This window comes from Streptomyces sp. (assembly GCF_035563135.1).
Lineage (GTDB): Bacteria > Actinomycetota > Actinomycetes > Streptomycetales > Streptomycetaceae > Streptomyces.
This window is the reverse complement of record NZ_DATMVN010000112.1, coordinates 1-17,687: the sequence shown is the minus strand read 5'-3', so window position 1 is coordinate 17,687 and position 17,687 is coordinate 1. Positions and strand designations below refer to the sequence as shown.

The 17,687-nt window shown below is 68.6% G+C and carries 15 protein-coding genes and 2 pseudogenes; 7 read left to right on the top strand and 10 right to left on the bottom strand.

Translation table 11 applies throughout. The features are described 5' to 3' along the window. Positions 1–312 precede the first annotated feature (312 nt). The 4 genes and pseudogenes from VN520_RS05035 to VN520_RS05020 all read right to left on the bottom strand — a co-directional run bounded on the left by VN520_RS05035 (position 313) and on the right by VN520_RS05020 (position 4,126). A complete protein-coding gene (locus VN520_RS05035; protein WP_325745616.1) occupies positions 313–2,142 on the bottom strand; it encodes a cholesterol oxidase substrate-binding domain-containing protein in 1,830 nt (609 codons plus the stop codon). 207 nt (positions 2,143–2,349) lie between these two features. Then, positions 2,350–2,649 (bottom strand): annotated as a pseudogene (locus VN520_RS05030) (PEP-utilizing enzyme); the annotation flags it as partial. Between the two features lie 4 nt (positions 2,650–2,653). Continuing rightward, positions 2,654–3,116, bottom strand: a pseudogene (locus VN520_RS05025) (transposase); the annotation flags it as partial. 248 nt (positions 3,117–3,364) lie between these two features. Then, positions 3,365–4,126 carry a Scr1 family TA system antitoxin-like transcriptional regulator gene (locus VN520_RS05020; RefSeq protein ID WP_325745615.1) on the bottom strand — a complete coding sequence of 254 codons (762 nt, stop codon included), beginning with the start codon at positions 4,124–4,126 and terminating at the stop codon, positions 3,365–3,367. 196 nt (positions 4,127–4,322) lie between these two features. Here VN520_RS05020 and VN520_RS05015 point away from each other — a divergent pair, with 196 nt between their 5' ends. Both VN520_RS05015 and VN520_RS05010 read left to right on the top strand, forming a co-directional pair. Further along, a complete protein-coding gene (locus tag VN520_RS05015; protein ID WP_325745614.1) occupies positions 4,323–5,768 on the top strand; it encodes a PP2C family protein-serine/threonine phosphatase in 1,446 nt (481 codons plus the stop codon). After that, positions 5,765–6,133, top strand: coding sequence for an STAS domain-containing protein (locus VN520_RS05010; protein WP_325745613.1), 369 nt, complete (start codon positions 5,765–5,767; stop codon positions 6,131–6,133). The genes VN520_RS05015 and VN520_RS05010 overlap by 4 nt, the downstream gene beginning before the upstream one ends. 293 nt (positions 6,134–6,426) lie before the next feature. Here VN520_RS05010 and VN520_RS05005 read toward each other — a convergent pair whose 3' ends face one another. Continuing rightward, on the bottom strand, positions 6,427–7,233 hold the full coding sequence (locus VN520_RS05005) for a transposase (RefSeq protein WP_325745612.1): 807 nt from the start codon (positions 7,231–7,233) through the stop codon (positions 6,427–6,429). A 585-nt stretch (positions 7,234–7,818) separates the two neighbouring features. After that, positions 7,819–7,989 (bottom strand): hypothetical protein, encoded by a 171-nt coding sequence (locus VN520_RS05000; protein ID WP_325745611.1) that lies wholly within the window; start codon positions 7,987–7,989, stop codon positions 7,819–7,821. A 562-nt stretch (positions 7,990–8,551) separates the two neighbouring features. Here VN520_RS05000 and VN520_RS04995 point away from each other — a divergent pair. Then, positions 8,552–8,950, top strand: a complete 399-nt coding sequence (locus VN520_RS04995; RefSeq protein ID WP_325745610.1) for a VOC family protein — start codon at positions 8,552–8,554, stop codon at positions 8,948–8,950. A 171-nt stretch (positions 8,951–9,121) separates the two neighbouring features. Here VN520_RS04995 and VN520_RS04990 read toward each other — a convergent pair whose 3' ends face one another. Further along, complete coding sequence (locus VN520_RS04990) at positions 9,122–9,673, bottom strand: DoxX family protein (protein WP_325745609.1); 552 nt, start codon at positions 9,671–9,673, stop codon at positions 9,122–9,124. A gap of 282 nt (positions 9,674–9,955) precedes the next feature. Between VN520_RS04990 and VN520_RS04985 the strand changes: the two genes are divergently transcribed. After that, a complete protein-coding gene (locus VN520_RS04985; protein ID WP_325745608.1) occupies positions 9,956–12,187 on the top strand; it encodes an FUSC family protein in 2,232 nt (743 codons plus the stop codon). 98 nt (positions 12,188–12,285) lie between these two features. Here VN520_RS04985 and VN520_RS04980 read toward each other — a convergent pair whose 3' ends face one another. After that, entirely contained in the window at positions 12,286–12,999 is a 714-nt protein-coding gene (locus tag VN520_RS04980; RefSeq protein ID WP_325745607.1) for a secreted protein/lipoprotein, read from the bottom strand. Between the two features lie 281 nt (positions 13,000–13,280). Between VN520_RS04980 and thpR the strand changes: the two genes are divergently transcribed. Both thpR and VN520_RS04970 read left to right on the top strand, forming a co-directional pair. Continuing rightward, positions 13,281–13,877 carry an RNA 2',3'-cyclic phosphodiesterase gene (thpR, locus tag VN520_RS04975; RefSeq protein WP_325745606.1) on the top strand — a complete coding sequence of 199 codons (597 nt, stop codon included), beginning with the start codon at positions 13,281–13,283 and terminating at the stop codon, positions 13,875–13,877. A 194-nt stretch (positions 13,878–14,071) separates the two neighbouring features. Continuing rightward, positions 14,072–14,587, top strand: a complete 516-nt coding sequence (locus VN520_RS04970; RefSeq protein WP_325745605.1) for an MFS transporter — start codon at positions 14,072–14,074, stop codon at positions 14,585–14,587. Positions 14,588–14,776: 189 nt separating this feature from the next. On the opposite strand, the gene VN520_RS04965 is transcribed toward VN520_RS04970, so the two are convergent. Continuing rightward, positions 14,777–15,226, bottom strand: a complete 450-nt coding sequence (locus VN520_RS04965; RefSeq protein WP_325745604.1) for a spore-associated protein — start codon at positions 15,224–15,226, stop codon at positions 14,777–14,779. Between the two features lie 894 nt (positions 15,227–16,120). On the opposite strand from VN520_RS04965, the gene VN520_RS04960 reads away from it, so the two are divergent. Then, the gene (locus VN520_RS04960) at positions 16,121–16,669 is read left to right on the top strand and encodes a tellurite resistance TerB family protein (protein WP_325745603.1); all 549 of its coding nucleotides are present in this window, start codon (positions 16,121–16,123) and stop codon (positions 16,667–16,669) included. Positions 16,670–16,938: 269 nt separating this feature from the next. On the opposite strand, the gene VN520_RS04955 is transcribed toward VN520_RS04960, so the two are convergent. Continuing rightward, positions 16,939–17,355, bottom strand: coding sequence for a DUF393 domain-containing protein (locus VN520_RS04955; RefSeq protein WP_325745602.1), 417 nt, complete (start codon positions 17,353–17,355; stop codon positions 16,939–16,941). Between the last annotated feature and the right edge of the window lie 332 nt (positions 17,356–17,687).

Genomic DNA, 17,687 nt, shown 5'->3' with positions numbered 1-17,687 from the left:
CAGTTCACCCGCAGCCCGCAGGGACAGCGGACGATCGCGTCGGCCCGGCGGGCCGCCGCCGACCCGCGCAAGCGCAACCAGGCGCGCGGGCTGGTCGAGCGGTTGCGTGGACGCCGGTCCTGACCCCGGCACATCAGCGTGAGGCTCGTATTCCGGGGGCCGGGGCGGTGCCTGCCGGGAGGCCGGTGAGGGTGCCGGGCCGGGACCGAAGGCGCTCGTGCCGGTGGTGACCGGGACGTCGAGCCGGTCGAGCGCCGTGATCCCGGAGGGCCCGCGTCCGGTCGGAGCGCAGTCGTCCACCGGTGCGCGGGCTCAGCGCAGCAGTGTGTCCAGGAAAGGGCTGGACAGTACGCGGTGGGGGTCGAGCCGGTCGAGTACCGCCACCGCGTCGTCCCAGCCCGGTCCGCCTCCGGCGCGGTGGCTGGCGGGGACGTGGCGGGTGAGGACGTCCGGGTCGGACCAGGCGGCGGTGTCGGTGTACGCCCAGCCCTTGGACCATTCGACGCGGACCGTCGCCCGGTCGCCGTCCAGGCTCAGGAGGAACTGCTCGATGTCGCGGTAGAAGCGGTGCAGGGCCGGTGTGTCCGGCAGGGACAGGACGTCGATCCATACGGCGGTGTCGAAGTCCGGCCGGTCCGCGCGCGGTCGCAGGGCGGACAGCAGCGGGGGTCGCGCGCCGGGAACGCCGCTCGCGGACGGATCCTCCAGGCCGGTCACACGGATCTCCACCTGGCCGTTGACCGGGTACTCGCCGCGTGCCGCGTACTGGGCGAGCAGCGTGCGGTAGAAGTCGGCGAACCGGCTGACCACCCACTGCAGATCGGCGCGGCGGGTGAGGACGGCGTATCCGTTGGCACTCTCGCGCAGCGTGGTGGGCTGCACGTACTGCAACAGGTTGCGGGAGGCGCCCCACAGGTCCGAGCGCAGGCCGCCTGCCAGCAGGTGGGTGAGGACGTCGCCGGTCAGCACGTCCCGCACGAGCGTCCCCGAGAGCAGGACGTCGCTGATGTCGCCGGTCAGCGCGACCTTGGTCAGCAGGTACTGGACCTGCCCGAAGAGTGGGGCGCTCGCCCAGGCCCCGGAGACCAGGTCACCGGCCAGCCGGGCCACCGGCTCGGGGAGGGAGTCGGAGAACGGGTAGTTGTACGGCTCATGGACCTCACGGGACGCGAAGGGCCGACGCGGGCTGACACTCCAGACCTTCAGCCAAGGGCGATCGGTGAAGGCGAACCAGATCGCCTCCGCCCGGCCGGTACGGTCCACGAAACCGGCCAGCGTCCGCGTACCGGCCGGAGCACCGGGGGCGGCGAACAGTTCGGTGGCGGGGATGTCCACGAAGGACTGGCAGCGCAGGTTGTGGTCGGTGCCCATCCGCAGGACGGCCTCGGTGACGAGCGAGCGGCCGAGGTGGGTCAGGAGCGCCCCGCAGTCCGGCTCCGCCCGGCCGACGGTCCGCAGGACATAGCGGCCGGCAGCGTCGTCCCAGACGACCGCGGTCACCTCGGTGACCAGGCTGCTCAGCGAGCCGTGACCCTGGCCGGGCGACGGGCTCTCGCCGACGGCGGGGACGGCTGTGCCGTGCGCCCCGATGGCGAGCGCACCGCCGACCGAGAGCTCGCCGGGTGCCGGCGCGGAGACCACCCCGTATCCCCTCGCGCCGGCGAACGCGAGCAGCGTCTCGAGCGAGGCACCGGCCTGGACCCGGACCTCGGCCGACCCGTCACCGGCCTCCCGCTCCAGCGACATGGCGGTCAGGTGTGCGGTGGTGTCCAGCAGCACGACCCGGGCCGCCGCCGGTGTGCCGTCGGCCACCGTCAGGGGCGCCCAGCCGTGCCGCCGCCCCTGCGGGCGCACCGTCCAACCGGCGCCATGAGCCCAGTTGACGACATCGAGCACCTCCTGAGGACCGCGCGGCACGCACGTCCACAGCGGGTCGGTACGGATCTCACCGGCCCAGTTCTCGTAGACGCGCAGATGGAGGTCGACCCCCGCCGGGAAGCCCGGCGGCGCCGAGGCCGCGTGGGCGTCGCCCGGCCGGATGAGCCCGCGCAGCAACCAGACCGCACCGCCCGCGGCGGCCGACGATGCGAGCAGCCTGCGCCGCGACAGCCCGCCGCCCCGGATCGAAGAATCGTCCGTCATCCCCGCACCCCTGTCCCCGAGTGTTACGGACCGGCTCCGCCGGGCCGTCCGGTACGCACGTTATCTAGAACAAAGAAGCCACAGTCAGGCATTCGATTAATTCACCTGAAAGAGTGAAGACGAGTTGGGTGGGATGAAGCAGGTGGTTCGTTCACAGGGGCGACACCCGCGGTCGGCCGGGCCTTCGACGGCCTCCCGGTGGGGGCGTCACAGCAGGATCTCGACATATCCGTCGGTTCCGTGGACGCGGATGCGCTGACCGTCCGGGATCAGTCGGGGGGCCCGCTCCACTCCCGCGATGACCGGCACACCGTGCTCCCGGGCGGTGACCGCGCCATGGATCATCAGGCCGCCCACCTCCGTCACCAGGCCCCTGATTCCGACGAACAGAGGCGTCCGGCCAGGGGCCGTGCGGGCCGTGCGGGCCGTGCGGGCCGTGCGGGCCGTGACCAGGATGCCACTCGTCCGGAGATCAGCCTTCGCCATGTCGAGGACGACGCGGGCCTTCGGCCCCCATGGACCTCGGACAGGTGAGCTTGGACCCCACCCGGTCGTCAGGCCCTTCGCCGAAAGCGAGATGACCATCTGGTCCACACCGGGCAGACGCTTCTGCCGTTTCTTGACGCTCTTCGGCTCGAAGGAGCCCTCGCGGTCGCGGGGCACGTTTAGCTCCACCGGGCCGATGTCGGTGAGCACGGTCCTGCCGCGGGTTCCGTTGCGCTTTTTCCGCCGTTCTTCCCGGCGGGATCATGCTTGTCATAGTAGCCGAGGCGGTCGGTGTTCTCGCCCTCGAGAGCGGACTCCAGGAGCCGCTTGGTCAGCTGCTGCAGCAGCCCGCCCTCACTGGTCAGCTGAAGGTCCTCGGCCTGAGCCCGGCCCACCAGCTCATCAATCAGCCGGCCGTCCACAGATTTCGCCGGCACCCCCTCAAACAGCTCCACGGGCTCGGTCTCGGTCACGTTGTTGCTGGTCATCGATGCATCTTCCATGATCGGGAGTTACACCGAGCGTTTTACAATCCCAGTCCATCCTGCCGCGTCTTCCGTACGCCGGGCGGGGCGCTCCCCTTCTCCGCGCAGATCCCGTACGGTGAGGCGTTCGCGGCCGTCCGGTACGCGCACTTTCCCTCCGGGCGCTGGGGGGAAAGGGCGGTCACCCGTGCCCAGGGCAGTTGGATGGGGCTCTGCCCCGTGCCGGCCGGCGTGGCGCCTACGCTTTCCTGTCAGTGCCACCGCTTGAGTACGGACGGAGCGGAGGGCCCTTGGGGCCACATCTCGATCTTGACGCGCTCAACGGTGTCCGGTGATTCGTCGGAAGAGATCCCGGCGACTGCCGCTGCGGCCAGATTTGATTTCTGTACCCGAAGCCGCACCCAGCCGGGCTCGACATGGATCCGCGGTGCGTCGTCAAGATAATCGGAACAGCCCATGACGACCGCGAGCCCGGAGGCGATCTCCATGCTCGCTTCCACGACATGGTTGTACAGGTCGAGATCTTTCACCGGTGGTTCCGTCACCCAGGCGACGTCGGCTTCGACATCGACATTGACTTCGGTTCTGATTCCGATGAGATCCTGACGGACGACGAGGTGGTCGGCCAGGGCTTGCGCCGACCACTCCTCCGTCACAGCGGAACAACGCCCGGACCCCCTCGTCGTAGGCGCCACTGATCCCGAACACCTTCTCGGCCATGGCCAGGCGTCGGCCCAGGGGAACCGCCGGAGGGGCGCCGACTGCGCCTGAGGACTGTCGGCGAACTGCAGGATGGAGAACGGTCCCGACAGGCCCGGGTGGGCGTCCGCGGTGCAGGGGAGGACCTGCATCGTGATGTGCGGCTCGGCGCCGAGCACGTTCAGGCGTTCCAGTTGTTCGCGCATGACATCCGGGCTGCCGACGACGCGGTGCGGTGCCGATTCGTCCAGGACGATCTGCAGGTGGAGCAGACGGGTCAGATCGTAGATCCGGTGTTGGCGGCGTACCTCCACCGCGTGCGGCTGCTCCTGGTCGACGTCGGGTGCTCAGTTGTGGGGTCGGTGCGTGGGTCACTGTTCCATGAATCTCGGCGCGAAATCGGGTGACGCGGGGGCGGTCGGTAGAGTGCCGGGGTGCTGGCTGTCCGGTCGGCGCCTTCCTGGGGGGATGAGCGAGACGAGGAACATGCCGGAACAAGCGAGCCCGCCTGTGATAGCACCGAACGATCCCCTGGTCGCATCGGTCGAGGCGGCGCGGATGGCGGCGGTGCGCCGTTACGACATCCTCGACACCCCACCGGACGGCGCGTACGACCGAGTCGCGGCTCTGGCCGCGCGGCTGTTCGAGGTGCCGGTGGCCACGGTGACGATCGTGGACGAGGACCGGATCTGGTTCAAGGCCACCCACGGCCTGGAAGGCGTCACCGAGATCGGCCGCGATCCCGGGCTGTGCGCCTCGGCGGTGCTGACCGATGACACCACCGTCATCCCTGACACGTTGCTGGATCCGGTCGCCTGCTCCAATCCGCTGGTCGCCGGCCCGATGGGGGTGCGGTTCTACGCCGCCGCTCCCATCATCACCGCGGACGGGTACCGGCTGGGCACGGTCAACATCCTCGACACCCGCCCCCGCGAGATCAGTGAGGCCGATGCCTCCGTCCTCGGGGACCTGGCCGCCGTGGTGTGTGACCAACTGGAGTTGAGGCTCTCGGCGTTGCACGTGGTGCGCGTCGAGCAGGAGCGCCGCAGGGTCGAGCAGGACAAACGCCAGGCGGAGGAAGAGGCCAGGCAGCGTGCCGAGCGGGACAGGGCGGCCATAGCCGCGTTCGCCTCGACCCTGCAGCGCACCCTGGTGCCTCCCGTACTGCCCGCGGTACCGGGGCTGGAGCTGGCCTGCCATTACAAGACCGCCTCCCCTCAGGAAGTGGGCGGCGACTTCTACGACGTCTTCCCCGTCGACGGGGGCCGGTGGGCTTTCTTCCTGGGCGATGTGTGCGGGAAAGGCGCTGAAGCCGCCTCGGTCACCTCACTGACCCGCTACACACTGCGGGCTGCAGCCCTCGTCGACGCGGATCCCACAGCCGCGCTGAAGGCACTGAACACCGCGCTGCTGCTGGACGCGGCGGTCGGTACCCGCTTCTGCACCGCCGTCTTCGGCCTGCTGGATCCCGCCGGGGACGGCGGTTTCACGGTCACGCTGGCCACCGGCGGCCACCCGCCCGCCTACCACCTGCGCCCCACCGAGGGCGGCGGGGTGCGGGTCGAAGCGGTTCGCGCCAAGGGCGGCATGCTGGTCGGCGCGTTCGCCGAAGCCGTCTTCGCCTCACGCACCCTGCACCTGGCACCCGGCGAGGGACTGCTGCTGTACACCGACGGGCTGACCGAGGCCCGAACCTCCGATGGCCACATGCTCGCCGATACGGGCCTGACCGACTTCCTGGCCCGGCGGCCGGGACCGGTGAGCGCCGGCATCCTGATCGACGACACCGTCGCACTGCTGGACACACTCCCTGACACCGAACGCGACGACGTGGCCCTACTGGCCCTGTCCGTTCCCACCCCCGATGCCGCTCCCGCAGGCATCACCACCACCGCTCACAGCGCCGCCGCCCCGACCGCCGACGTCGCCGTCGGGCAGGAGAACCGACGCCCATGACCGACGTATTCCACATCGACGTCCCGTACACCGACGGCGCCCTGGCGGTGATCGCGCTGTCCGGCGAATTCGACATCACCACCGCATCCGCCGTACGGTCCCGTGCCCTGGACCTCATCGCGGCCGGACATCCCGACCTGATAGCCGACCTGGCGGGCGTCACCTTCTGCGACTCCTCAGGGCTGGGAGCCCTCATCGGCATCTGGCGCTGCGCCAAGGACGCCAACGGCTCCCTGACCCTGGCGGCCATTCCCGAACGGCTGGGCCGCCTGCTCAGCGTCACCGGGATGGACACCTTGCTGCCCGCCCACCCCAGCACCGAGGCCGCGCTCGTGGCACGCCGGGGCAACCGCTCCACCGCCTGAGAACCTCTCACGCGCACAACCCGGTTTCAGCGGGTTCGCCTGACACGTCACAGCGTCGGCCAAGCGCGTGGGGGCATGACCAAGCGCGCGCCGCGACCTACGTACTGATCGCGACGCGCGCTTGGCCGCTCTGTGAGCGCAGTCCACTGTGCCTGTCACCGTCCAGTGCGCCCAGGCTGTACGAGTCGTAGGTAGACCTGGGGGGTAAGCGCGCCATCCACCTGCCCGGGGTCGGCACCACTGGCCGCAGGCGGTGGGTGAGGACCTCGACCAGCACGACCGGCGCGCCGTCTTCACCGACGACGGCGCTCGGCTCGTTCGTTTCGCACCCCGGGTACGCGCTCGAGGTCACGAGCATCTCGATGTGCGTGTAGATCCCGCGCACGACGAGCTGGTCGCGGCCCATGGCCTGCCATCCGCTCGACCAGATCTCGTAGTGGTGCACTGCTTGGGCTCATCACGCTTTCGCTCGGATCGATCCTGCCGCGACTGCCGTCCGGGAGGCGACGACGTGGCGCTATGGCATGCTCGGCATCGACCGCTTGCGCACCCTCACGCCGACGGTCGGCTTCAGCCGGTGGCCGACCGGGCCTCTCAGATCTCCGGAGCACGTCGTTGCCTGCGGCCAGGGTCCGGGTTTTGGGCCGGGTGGGCTTCCTGCCCAGGCGGACCCGGCGGCCATAGCGGCATCCCCGTTCCTCGTCGACCAGGCCGGCAAGCAGGTATCCGGCTGTGCGGATCACTTCTTCGAGCGTGGCACGGACCGCTTCGGTGACCAGTTCCAGCCGGGCCAGGTCGCGCACCGCAGCCACAACATGGGTGAAGTCGGTGCGCTGCGTAGTGCGTTCGCTCGCCAGCCCCGCCTCTTTCAGGCGGACGAGTGGCAGGTCGAGGAGACGGTGGGTGCGGCCTTCTTCGGCGAGGCGCTGGCGGAGGTCGGCGAGCACACTGTGAGGGAAACCGGGATCTTCCGGTTCCAAGGCCATGGCGTAGGTGAAATCCATGCGACAGCGGACCGCCTCTGCTGCCTGCCGGTCCGACATGCCCATCAGGAACTGCAGAACGCACAAGGTGGCCAGTTGGACCGGGGCGTCCGTCACGCGGGTACCAGCCCGCCAAGTCATCGTCGCATCACAGCCCGTCCAGTCCTGTCTCCACATCACCGTCGTACCGCCTGGGCTGCTTGCCTGTGCGATTCACGCGGTCGAAGAAGGGACTTGCTCACCGGCACGGGGGGAGCGACAGCGGACACCTCGGTTGCTGCATCGGTCTTCGGAACAGCCCGGGCATGCCCATCGATCACGCAGGCGCACTGGAAAACTCCAAGATCCCCAGCAGGATCAAGTACAGAAGTTGTTCCAGAACCACTTCATGTGAACGAAGCCGGTCAGCTGCTGCGTCGGGCGAGACTGTAGATCAGGATCAGGACAGCCGCTGCCATCACCACCACGTGTAACCATGCGGGAGCGGCTGAGGCGTCTGCAGCTGAGGTCGTCATGAACGAGGTCATTGCGCTCTCTCCTTCTTCGCGAGTGTCCGGGTCGGATCTGCAGCCGGTACGCGTGTGCCGATGCACCGGTGCAGTAGGGGCGCGCATCGAGCTACGGTGCCCGGCGGCGCGCAGCTTGTGGGATGGCGCTGCCGACCGGGCTCGATGCGTACGGTGTCAGCTGGTCATGCGGCGGTCATCGTCGGCCTGCTCGCCGTCCGCTGCCGATGCCTGCAGCGTGCAAGGCCAACAGGCCCAGGCCGAGCAGCATCGCGTTCGCCGAGGCGAAGACCTCGTTGGCCGTTATGTCGGCAACGTTGATCAGGACAGCGATGGCGAACAGTACTGCCGCAGCTATCGCCAGCATGAGGTTGACTCCTTCGGGTTCGTTGAAATCCGTGTACCCCCGTCTGCCGGAAGCAGGCGCCTGAGAAAGGACGGTGCGGCCCGCGGGCCCGGTCTGCCCGTGGAACAGGGCGGCCGGACAGCGGTTCGGTGCGGTCCACCATGGGGTCGTGCGGTCCTCCGCTCCGAGAAAAGTGCCCCTTCATACGTCCCCTGGTGTCCGTCGCCGCTGCGGTAGCAGCCGGTTCGCTCGCCCTCATCCATCCGACGGCCCCAGCACCACCCGACCGGTGCGTGGCACCTGGTGACCGGGCTTGTGCCGCCGCAAGGACTGCAGCGCCCCAGCGCGGTGGACCTCACCGGCGGCAGGGAGAAGCGGACCCCCTCGTCCACATCCAGTTCGGCTGCTGGTCCGCGGGCTTCCCTCGAGGACCCCTTCCGTTCACCATGGCTTCACTACCGGTACTCGACGAACCAGGCGCAGAAGTGACATCAGGGAAGGCAGGATCCGCAGACGGCCTCCTCTGTCATGCATTCCGGTCTTCGTTCCTTCTCGCAAGAGCGAACTGGATAGGCTCGCCTCCATGCTGAGACTCGGAATGCCTGTCATCGGTGTCACGGACATCCCCCGCGCGGTGGCCTTCTGGACAGCGGCCCTGGGCCTGGTCGCCGTCCAGGAATGGCAGAGCGAAACATGGCGGACGCTCAACCACGCCGACGGATCCGGCCGGGCGCTCGGCCTGATGCGCAGCGCTTCCCCGGCCGAGCCACGTCCCCGTATCCATCTGGACCTCTTCACGGATTCGGCGGAGGAGCAACAGGCAGAGGTCAGGCGGCTGATCGGCCTCGGCGCGCAGTCCGTCGCCTGGGACCTCTACCCGCCCGAGCCGGACTTCGTGGTGCTTGCCGACCCGGACGGCAATATTTTCTGCGTCGTGGATCTGAGCCATACACCCAGCGGTGGTGAACAGCCGGCTCCCTGACAGGGGGCGTGATCTCCGCCGGAGCCGGACGCGCCGTATGCCGCCCTGGGACATCCTGCGATCACACTTCGAGCGGTCTGATCCGCCCTGAACCTCCGGCAGGCCGATGAGATGCTCGAGTACCTGGTCGGCGCCCCGCAGCAGCATCGCGGGTCAGGAGTCGTTGCGAGGTCAGCCCGCCGGGAGATGATCGCGCACGGCGTCGGCGGCCGACCGGACTCCATGCGCCTTTTCGGACAGGGCAGTGCCCATCGTGTGCCGGGCCTTGCGGACGCTACGGCCGCCGGCAGTCGCAGCTGCCCGTGAACGATAGGCCAACGAGGGCTTGCCGTGGGTGTCCGCCGCTGCGATCAGCAAGCCGCCGAACAGGGACAGGTTCTTGCTGAACTGGGCACGCTTCCGAGCCCGTTCATCAGAATCGTCTGTCTTCCACCAGGCCTGCCCGGCCAGGGTCGTGGGCACGAGCGTGGCCGCCAGCGTGAGAGCCGAGGCGCGCGGAAAGCGGCCTGCCGCGAGGAGCACACCGGCACCCAGCTGTACGGCGCTGTTGATCCGTACGAGTCGCACCGTGTCGTCCGGCAACTGCGGGACGCGTCCCGCGAGGGACTGCGCCACCGGATCAGCGGCGGCTTCCACGGAATGCGGGTCCCGGAGCGTGCGGAGCCCGCCGGAGATGAACACGGAAGCGAGCAAAGGGCGGGCGACTGTCCTCAGAATGGCCATGCTCCGCGCATGCCCGGGTTCATCCGGAGCACGCGTCCGGCTTTCTCGCGGCGTGTCGGAGGCACGTCCTCCCCGCGCGGTCCTGCCCCGGGAAATCTGTGTGCGTGAACGCTCCGGGGACCCTCACCCGCAGTCGGACGAGGGCCTTGGAATTCCGCCGGGAGCCCGCCTGGTATTCGTCCTCGGGTTCCCTTCCGTGCAATGCTGAACGGCACGTGGATCAAGGCGGACAGCGGAAGAAAGTGCAGGGTGAGGGCAGTGCGTCGGCGGGGCGGGACCATCATGCGGGATCGGTTCACGGCGTCCGATCCGGGGCTGCTACGGCTGACAGCGGGACTGCGGACCGTCTCGGCGATCACGCTCACCCTGGCGGTTCTGGCCCTGCTCGGCACCGGTGTCACCCATATGGTCGCCGGTGCGATGACAGCCATGACTGCCACCTTCGCGGTCAAGGACAAGCTGGTACGCGACCAGGCGGTCACGCTCGCACTCGGCCTGCCGGTCGCGCTCGTCGCGATGTCCTTGGGCGCACTACTGACCTCGCAGGTCGTTGCGGGTGAGCTGTTCTTCGTGGCTCTCATTTTCGGGGCCGTCTACAGCAGGCGCTTCGGCGAACGCGGTACTGCACTGGGCCTTGTCGGCTTCCAGATCTACTTCCTCTCCCTCTTCGTCGGGGCCTCCACGTCTCACCTGCCGGAGCTCTGCCTGACCTTGGCCATTGCGTTCGGCTGCAGCGCGGTGGTGCGCTTCGCCGTTGTTCCGGAAACGCCACAACGCGTCCTGGCACGGCTTCGCGATGCCTTCCGGACGCGGGTCGCTCAGCTCGTCGCCATACAGATCGAGCTGCTCGACGCCGGGCCGGAGCAGTTGGAGAAGGTCCTCGACGACCTGAGGCTACGTACCGCGCGGCTGCACGAAACCGCTCTCATGATCCAGGGACGCCTGGAGGAAGGCACACAGGACGCGGACAAGGCGGCGCTGCTGCAACGCCGGGTCGCGGACGCCGAGATCGCTACGGAACGCCTGGGCATGCTGCTGTTGAACGCTCGCAGTGCCGAGCGCGCGGACACCCTCACCCTGCACCTGCCGCACGCGCCCGTGCCGCTCACCGGGAACTGGAGGCCGGCCGAGGACGACGCGACCATCGCTCTACGGCGGGATCTCAAGGCCTTGCACCTCCTGGTGGTCCGGCCGGCGTCGAGCGACGAAGGTACGGCGGTGGCTCACATTCGCAACAGGCTCCTCGGCTACCGGGAGGAGGACAAGCTTCCCCCGGCGCCAGCGGGCATCCAGGACGCGTTCCGCGGCATCGGTGAGGCCGCCCGGTCCGTCCTGGGGCTGCGTCTCGCGCTGGACGGCCCCCAGGACGAGTCCGACGACTCGCCGGCGACCACCCGCTCCCGTGAGGAATTCGACGCGGAGGACCTTGCGATCGCCTCCTCCGAAAAGTCCGGGGACGAGGACCGTGCCGGGCTGCAGCGTCCCACCACCAGGGCGGCCTTCCAGGTATCGGTCGGCTCGGTCCTGGCCATGGTCGGCGGAGAGCTGCTCTCCAGCCAACGCTGGTACTGGGCCGTTCTCACCTGCTGGGTGGTCTTCCTCAACACCGCGTCCACCGGCGAGATCCTGGTCAAGGGTTACCGAAGGCTCCTCGGCACGCTGCTGGGCGCCGTCGCCGGTGTGGCACTGGCGGGTCTGGTCGGAGACCACACCTGGGCCGCTTTCGCCCTCGTCCTCGTCTTCATCTTCGCGATGTTCTACACCGCTCCGCTGTCGTACGCGGTCATGTCCTTCTTCGTCACAGCCATGCTGGGTCTGCTCTACACCCTGCTCAATTCGTACAGTTTCGATGTGTTGGTGCTGCGTATCGAGGAAACCGCGATCGGCGCCGCGTGCGGCGTCATCGCCGCCGTCCTGGTATTGCCGGTGCACACCGACCGCCGTACGGACGAACTGCTGGGCACCGTCCTGGACCGGCTGGGCGATGTCGCGTCCGCGGCAGTGGAGCAGCTCAGTGGCGGGCCTGCGTCCGACCTGCTCGGCCTGGCCCGCAGTTTGGACAAGGCTCTGGACGAACTACGGGAGTCCACCCGCCCGTTGACCTACCCCATGACCCCTCTGCGTGGCCGGCGGCAGACCGTTCGCTATCTGGTGGCGCTCCTGGAGACATGCGCATACCAAGCCCGGTCACTCGCGGCGACCGCCGAGCTCGTGCCGCACAGCAAAACCGTCGCTGCCGACCCCCGCCTTCTACGGGCCGGGCAGCGCATCGCCCACAACATCGGGGTGCTCGCCGCACATGTCGAGAACGAGGGGGCGGGGGGTGAGGTCCGGTCAGGTGCCAGCATCGCCTCGACACTGCGGGACTCCGGATCCGGCAGCGTGCCTTCCGGCACGGTGACCTTCCGCGTACTGCGTCATCTGCAACGCCTCGATGAAGGCGTGGTCGGGCTCGCGCGTCCGCTCGGCGTGCCGGTAGCCGACCGAGCCGGAGCGAGGACCGTACGCGACTGAGGCGAGGCTGCGACCACCGCCCAGCCGTGCCGTCCGGCGAAGCCGGGGGCGGGGCAGGACTGGGCGGAGGATTTCTGGCGTTTCCGGCAGCATGAGGTTCAAGTGGCATCCGCGCCAGGGGCCCTTGGGCGCGGTGTTTCTTCGCCCGTTGCCGGGGAGACGGGGGACGCGGTCTCACACGAGCGGGTTCTGTCCGCGGTGTACTCGGTGATCCTCCAGCGTCCCCCGGCGCCCCGCTCCACTCTCGCTGTGGCCGCATAGCGCGACGGCTGACCGGCCGGTGGCGGGATCCGCCACCCGGTCGTCGTGTCGAGGGTCTGCCATGTCGAGCCGTCCACACAGTCCTCGACCATCGCGGTGGGCGGCTGAGCTCCGACAGTGATCGTGGACACCTCCGGTTCGTGCGCGAGATCGCCGCGCATCACCGTGCGCTCTTTTTTCATGCGGGCCAGATCTGCTTCCAACGCCTCCAATGCGCGGGAGTCCATGTACCGCTTCAGGGCCGTCCCCTTCGCCGAGGCCGCCCGGTACGCCTTCGCCTTCTCCCTCCACATCAGGCCGTAGACCTCCAGCACCTCAGCTCTGGCCACCTCCTCAGCCCCTTCCGGCGTCGAGGAGGTGAGCGCGCCCGGAGACACCGGCGTACGGGGCGGGGCGGAGGTGACTGCCGATGGCACGCCTGCTGTGGGCTTCGCGTCGTCCTCGCCACCCTCACGGTCACCACCGCAGCCGGTCAGAACGAGAGCGAACACCACAACACCGCACCGCAGCATCGCGTCCGCCTGGGGGCACTTCTGCAGAGCCGTCACCATCAGGACCCCAAACTCACCGTTCGACACCGGTCACGGGCCCAACGAGGCCCGCCCTCATCAAGTCACGCCGTCTGCCGACGCTCCTCCCTTTCCCGCTGAGACAACACACGCAAAAGCACCTGCTCCGTGAGCGAGTTGACGCCCTCGTCCTCTCGAACAGCGAGTCGGGGGTCCGCCGTGTTGCTGACGACCGGACCCAGGTTCGCCGGTGTCGCGAATGAGGGCCTCTTCTGCGTACCCGGTCCGTTCCACACCCTTAGGGATGCGGTACGAAGTCGGTTGTGAACGAACAGACTCAGCCCGCGACCGTTCGCGTGTTCATCGCCCTCGCCCCGCCCGACCACGCGAAAGAAGAACTGGCCCGGCGGTTGCGCCCCGCCTACGGCACACACCCGCACATGCGGTGGAACCGCATCGAGGACTGGCACATCACCCTGGCATTCCTCGGGGAGCTTCCGGCCGAGACCGTTCCACTCCTGCTCCGGCCGCTCGCCCGCCTCGCGGCGGATCACCGGCCACCCCGCCTGGCGCTGCATGGCGGTGGAAGTTTTGACGACCGGGTGCTGTGGAGCGGAGTCGACGGAGACCTCGACGAACTGCATGTGCTCGCCGCTGACGTGCGTACGGTGGTCAGGAGCTGCGGTGTCGCCTTCGAGGGCCGCCCCCTACGCCCCCATCTGACGTTGGCCCGTGCCCGCCGAGGAGACCGGTCATCGGCGTCGGAGATCGCCGAAGGTCTCGCCGGCTTCACCGGCGTCCGGTGGCCTGCCGAACGTCTCCACCTGGTCGGCAGCAATACAGGCCGTAGCCGTGGACCGATCCGCTACCGCGACGTCGAGGCCTGGACCCTCGGTAGCGGGAACCGTGCTGCCTCCTGACCGGCTCGCTGCCGATCTTCTGCGGGAGATCGGCGAGGGTGTGGGCTACGGGAGGCCGGCGGACCCTGGTGATCCTGCGAACCGGACCGGGTCGACGACGACCGCGCGGTGTGCGGCGAGCGGCTGCGCATCGCGGAGGCAGGACCGGCCGCTCCGGACGACGAACCGGGGCGTTCACGGGATACACCTGTCTCGTGAAGTTCCTGGGTGACGTGAGCGGATTCTCCCCGAGCACGGTGAACTCCTTGCTCCTGGTCCTGGAGGTCGCGTGCCTGGCTGGGGTGAGCGTCACCGGAGCGCTGCTGGACCGTTTCCCGCGCGCCGTATTGACTGCTGTCGTGGTCACCCAGGCGGTGGGCATGCTCGGTCTCTACGCAGCCGGCACCAATGCGAGGGCAGCCGTGGGGTTCCTGGTGCTGTTGGGTGGTGCACTCGTCCCGGTGTTCATGGTCCCCCAGAACGAGATGCCGCGTTGCGCACCGGGGCGCACGGGCATCGCGTTCGCAGCCAGTTCCGGTGTCTGCAACGCTGGAATCGCGGCAGGAGCCGCGATCGGCGGGTTGGTCCTGCCGCTCTTCGGTGTACGGGACACCTTCCTCGTGGGCGGCCTGCTGACTGCCGGAGCCTGCTCAGTGCTTCTGGGCGGGCGGCTGTTTCCTGCGGGGAAGGCGGCGCGGATGGAGAAGGCCCGGCCGGACCCGCGGTCGTGAACAGTGGACCGAGCCCGAGACGTCCTCTGACGAAGGACGCCGGGGCCGGGTTTTCACATGCGGTGGTGGACCCGGCAGGTTTCCCTGTCGGGTCCACCACCTTCGAAGGCACAGGCCGGCTCCACAGCTGAAGCGGAAAGGGAAGCGCGCCTGTGAGCGCGGGAACGCGCAGCGGGTGATGAGGCGGGATCAGCGGATCTCGGTGGTCCGCTGCTCCTTCAGGGACGCGCAGTTGGAATTCTCCACCGACACGTACACGTTGTCGATGCTGCCGCCCCAGCTCACGCAGTAGCCCTTGCCGTAGACATAGCCCGGCCCGGCGTACGAGGTGAAGTTTCCGTCGTCCCCGGCCCACTCGTCCGTGGCGGGGACGTAGATGTACGCGGACATGTGCTTGGCCGCCCCCGGGTTGGCGCGGATGGTTGCGACACAGTTCTTGCCGTTGGACGCGTTGTACGTCAGGTAGACGGTGCCCAGCGAGCCGACGGGCGCCGAGTTCACGGTCTTGTACGCCTTGCCGCAGACACCCTGCGGCGTGACGTTCGGCGCGGCGGAGGCGGTCGCGCCGAACGCGACCGTAGCGCCCACCACGAGCGCGGTGAACGCCCCGGCAGCGGTGATGCTACGCAGAATTGCCATATTTCCCCCTTGTGTCTCTGAGAGCGTTTTACTCCTACTTGATGTGACTCGCGAACACCACGGATGGTTGCCCTGTATCCACGCAGAGGTACCGGCGATGAGTGAAGGCTGCCGCCCGAGCAGTACGTCACACCTCTCGGAGAGCTCCACGAGGCCCGAGCACGGAGCCGTGTCCCTGGAGTGGACCAGCGATCTGCCTGCGGTCTCGATGCGCACGGCGAACACCGGCATGCCATGAGCTACCGCTCGGCCGGTCGGAGTGAGCGCGCCGACGCGAGCCCGATGCCCGTAGCAGAGCTCATGGATGGTGAAGGCGGACTCCACCGGGCTGCGCCGAGCTGTTCGTGAGGAAGTGCGCCAGCCGGTCAGCGATACCGGGCGGCCCGTACAGCGGGATGGCCCCGGTGAACCGCATGTCTGCGTACAACCCGGCGCAGCAAGCGGTGAAAAGGTCCGCGCCGCGGCCGACGTACAGGTACGAGATCCAGCTCGCGTCCAGTTCATCAAGACGGAACGGAGGTGTCGCCGCGACTGGGCCGGCGATCCGTTGCCCGCATCCACCCGGACCCGAGCACCTCTGCCGGACGCCAGGTAGCCGGAGCAGGGGTGGCCGACTTCGGCATGAGGCCTCGCAGACCCCAGGACGGTGAACTGGAGAAGATGGTTGGGCGTTGCGGGAACCCAGGGCAGGGAGCGCCCTCAGGCGGCGGAGGCGGTACAGGGCCGCAATGTGCGCAGCGGGCTGGACACGGCCGACGTCCACCGGTCCCCCATTGCTGAACCGACCAGAAAAACATCAGCTACTTTGCGGAACCTTTACCCACCTCCGGCCGTTGACCGGATGAGCGCACGGGCTCGTGACCGACAACTCAGACGAAGACCGAGGTGACCTCAATGGCAGTGTGGGACCGGCTCAAGGACCAGGCCAAGAATCTGCAGCAGTCCCAAGGAGCGCGCGGACCTGCGGCGGGACACAGCGGCGGGCATGGATCCGGCGGTGGTTCGCGCGCCCAGCTGGTCGGCACGCTGAAGTCACAGCTCGCCTCTCTTAAGACGGAGCTGAAGAGCGGCGCCTACCGGGACGCGAGCATGGCGATGTGCGCACTCGTCGCGGCCGCGGACGGACACGTGGACCCTGCCGAGCGTCAGCATGTGGAGTCGATGATCCTGGGCAACGACGTTCTGCAGAACTTCCCGCCGGAGCAGTTGCGCACACGCTTCAACAAGCATGTGGACCAGCTGAGCATCAACTTCCAGCAGGGCAGGGCCGAGGCGATGCAGGAGATCGCCAAGACCGCCAAGAAGCCGACGGAGGCAAGGGCCGTACTCCAGACCGGCATTGTCATCGCCGGGGCCGACGGCAACTTCTCCCAGGCCGAGCACATGATCCTCCGAGAAGCCTGCACGGCGCTGGGCCTGTCGCCCGCAGAATTCCAGCTCTGACCCGAACAGGTTCGCAGGCCCCCCTCTCAGGACGGCCGATGAACGACGGTGGCGTCCGGCCGCAATGGACGGCCGGCACGTGCAGACGTGTCGGGCAGCCGCCTCGACGGACGCCCCGCCGCGCACAGCAGGGGCGTACCGCCTGCGTGCAGGCAGGCGTCAGCCGTGGTACGCGAACGGGACACCTGCCGGCTTCCCGGACACCGGATGCACCGATGCCTGATGCCTGATGCCTGATGGAGCTTCGTCAGGCGCACTGAGCCGGGTGCTCAGCGGGCGGAGGGCGGCGAAGACGTGTGAGTGTGAGGCCGACCGCCTGCGGGGAGGGCGCAGGCGGGCGTGCCACCTGGCATTTTTTCGCGGTTGTTCGCCACAAGCCGGTAGACGCCGTGAGCGATCCAGCGAAGTGGGGGCAGGGTGAGCAGCGCACCCGGAACAGCCCAGCCTCTGCCCGCGTGCAGGAGCAGTTTGGCAACAGCCTGCGCGCCCCCGTGGATCGCTCCGGCCTGCGTGATCCACAGCAGCTCGTACTCGGCTCGCTCTCGAGTGGTCCCGAGCGAGTCCAGATCCGCGAACTGCCAGGGGATGATTTCGCAGCGCGGCCGGAGACGGCGTTCGGCGAACATGACGGAGGAGGTGCAGAATGCGCAGTCTCCGTCGTAGATGAGTACAGATCGTGTCCGCATGACCTCATCATGCCGCACAGCGCACCTGTGGCGCCTGTGGCCCATGCTGCTTCCGCCACGTGAGTGGGGCCGGGTGTTTGAGGGCCGCTTCGCGATGCCCCCCCCGGGGCGGGGGTTCTCCCAGGACGGGTCGAACTCCAGCGGCCGCCGCCCGGTGAGCCGGCGCATCCGTTCTCCACCGACAGGCAGCAGGCCGGATTCGATACGTACGATCCGGTCATCCAGCGGTTGTTTTCGCACCATCTCAGCATCGTGGCCGGACAGAAGCGGTGGGCCGACCGGAGCGGGGCTCCGTTCACCGGGGCGAGCAGCTCACGCGTTTCCGTATGGCT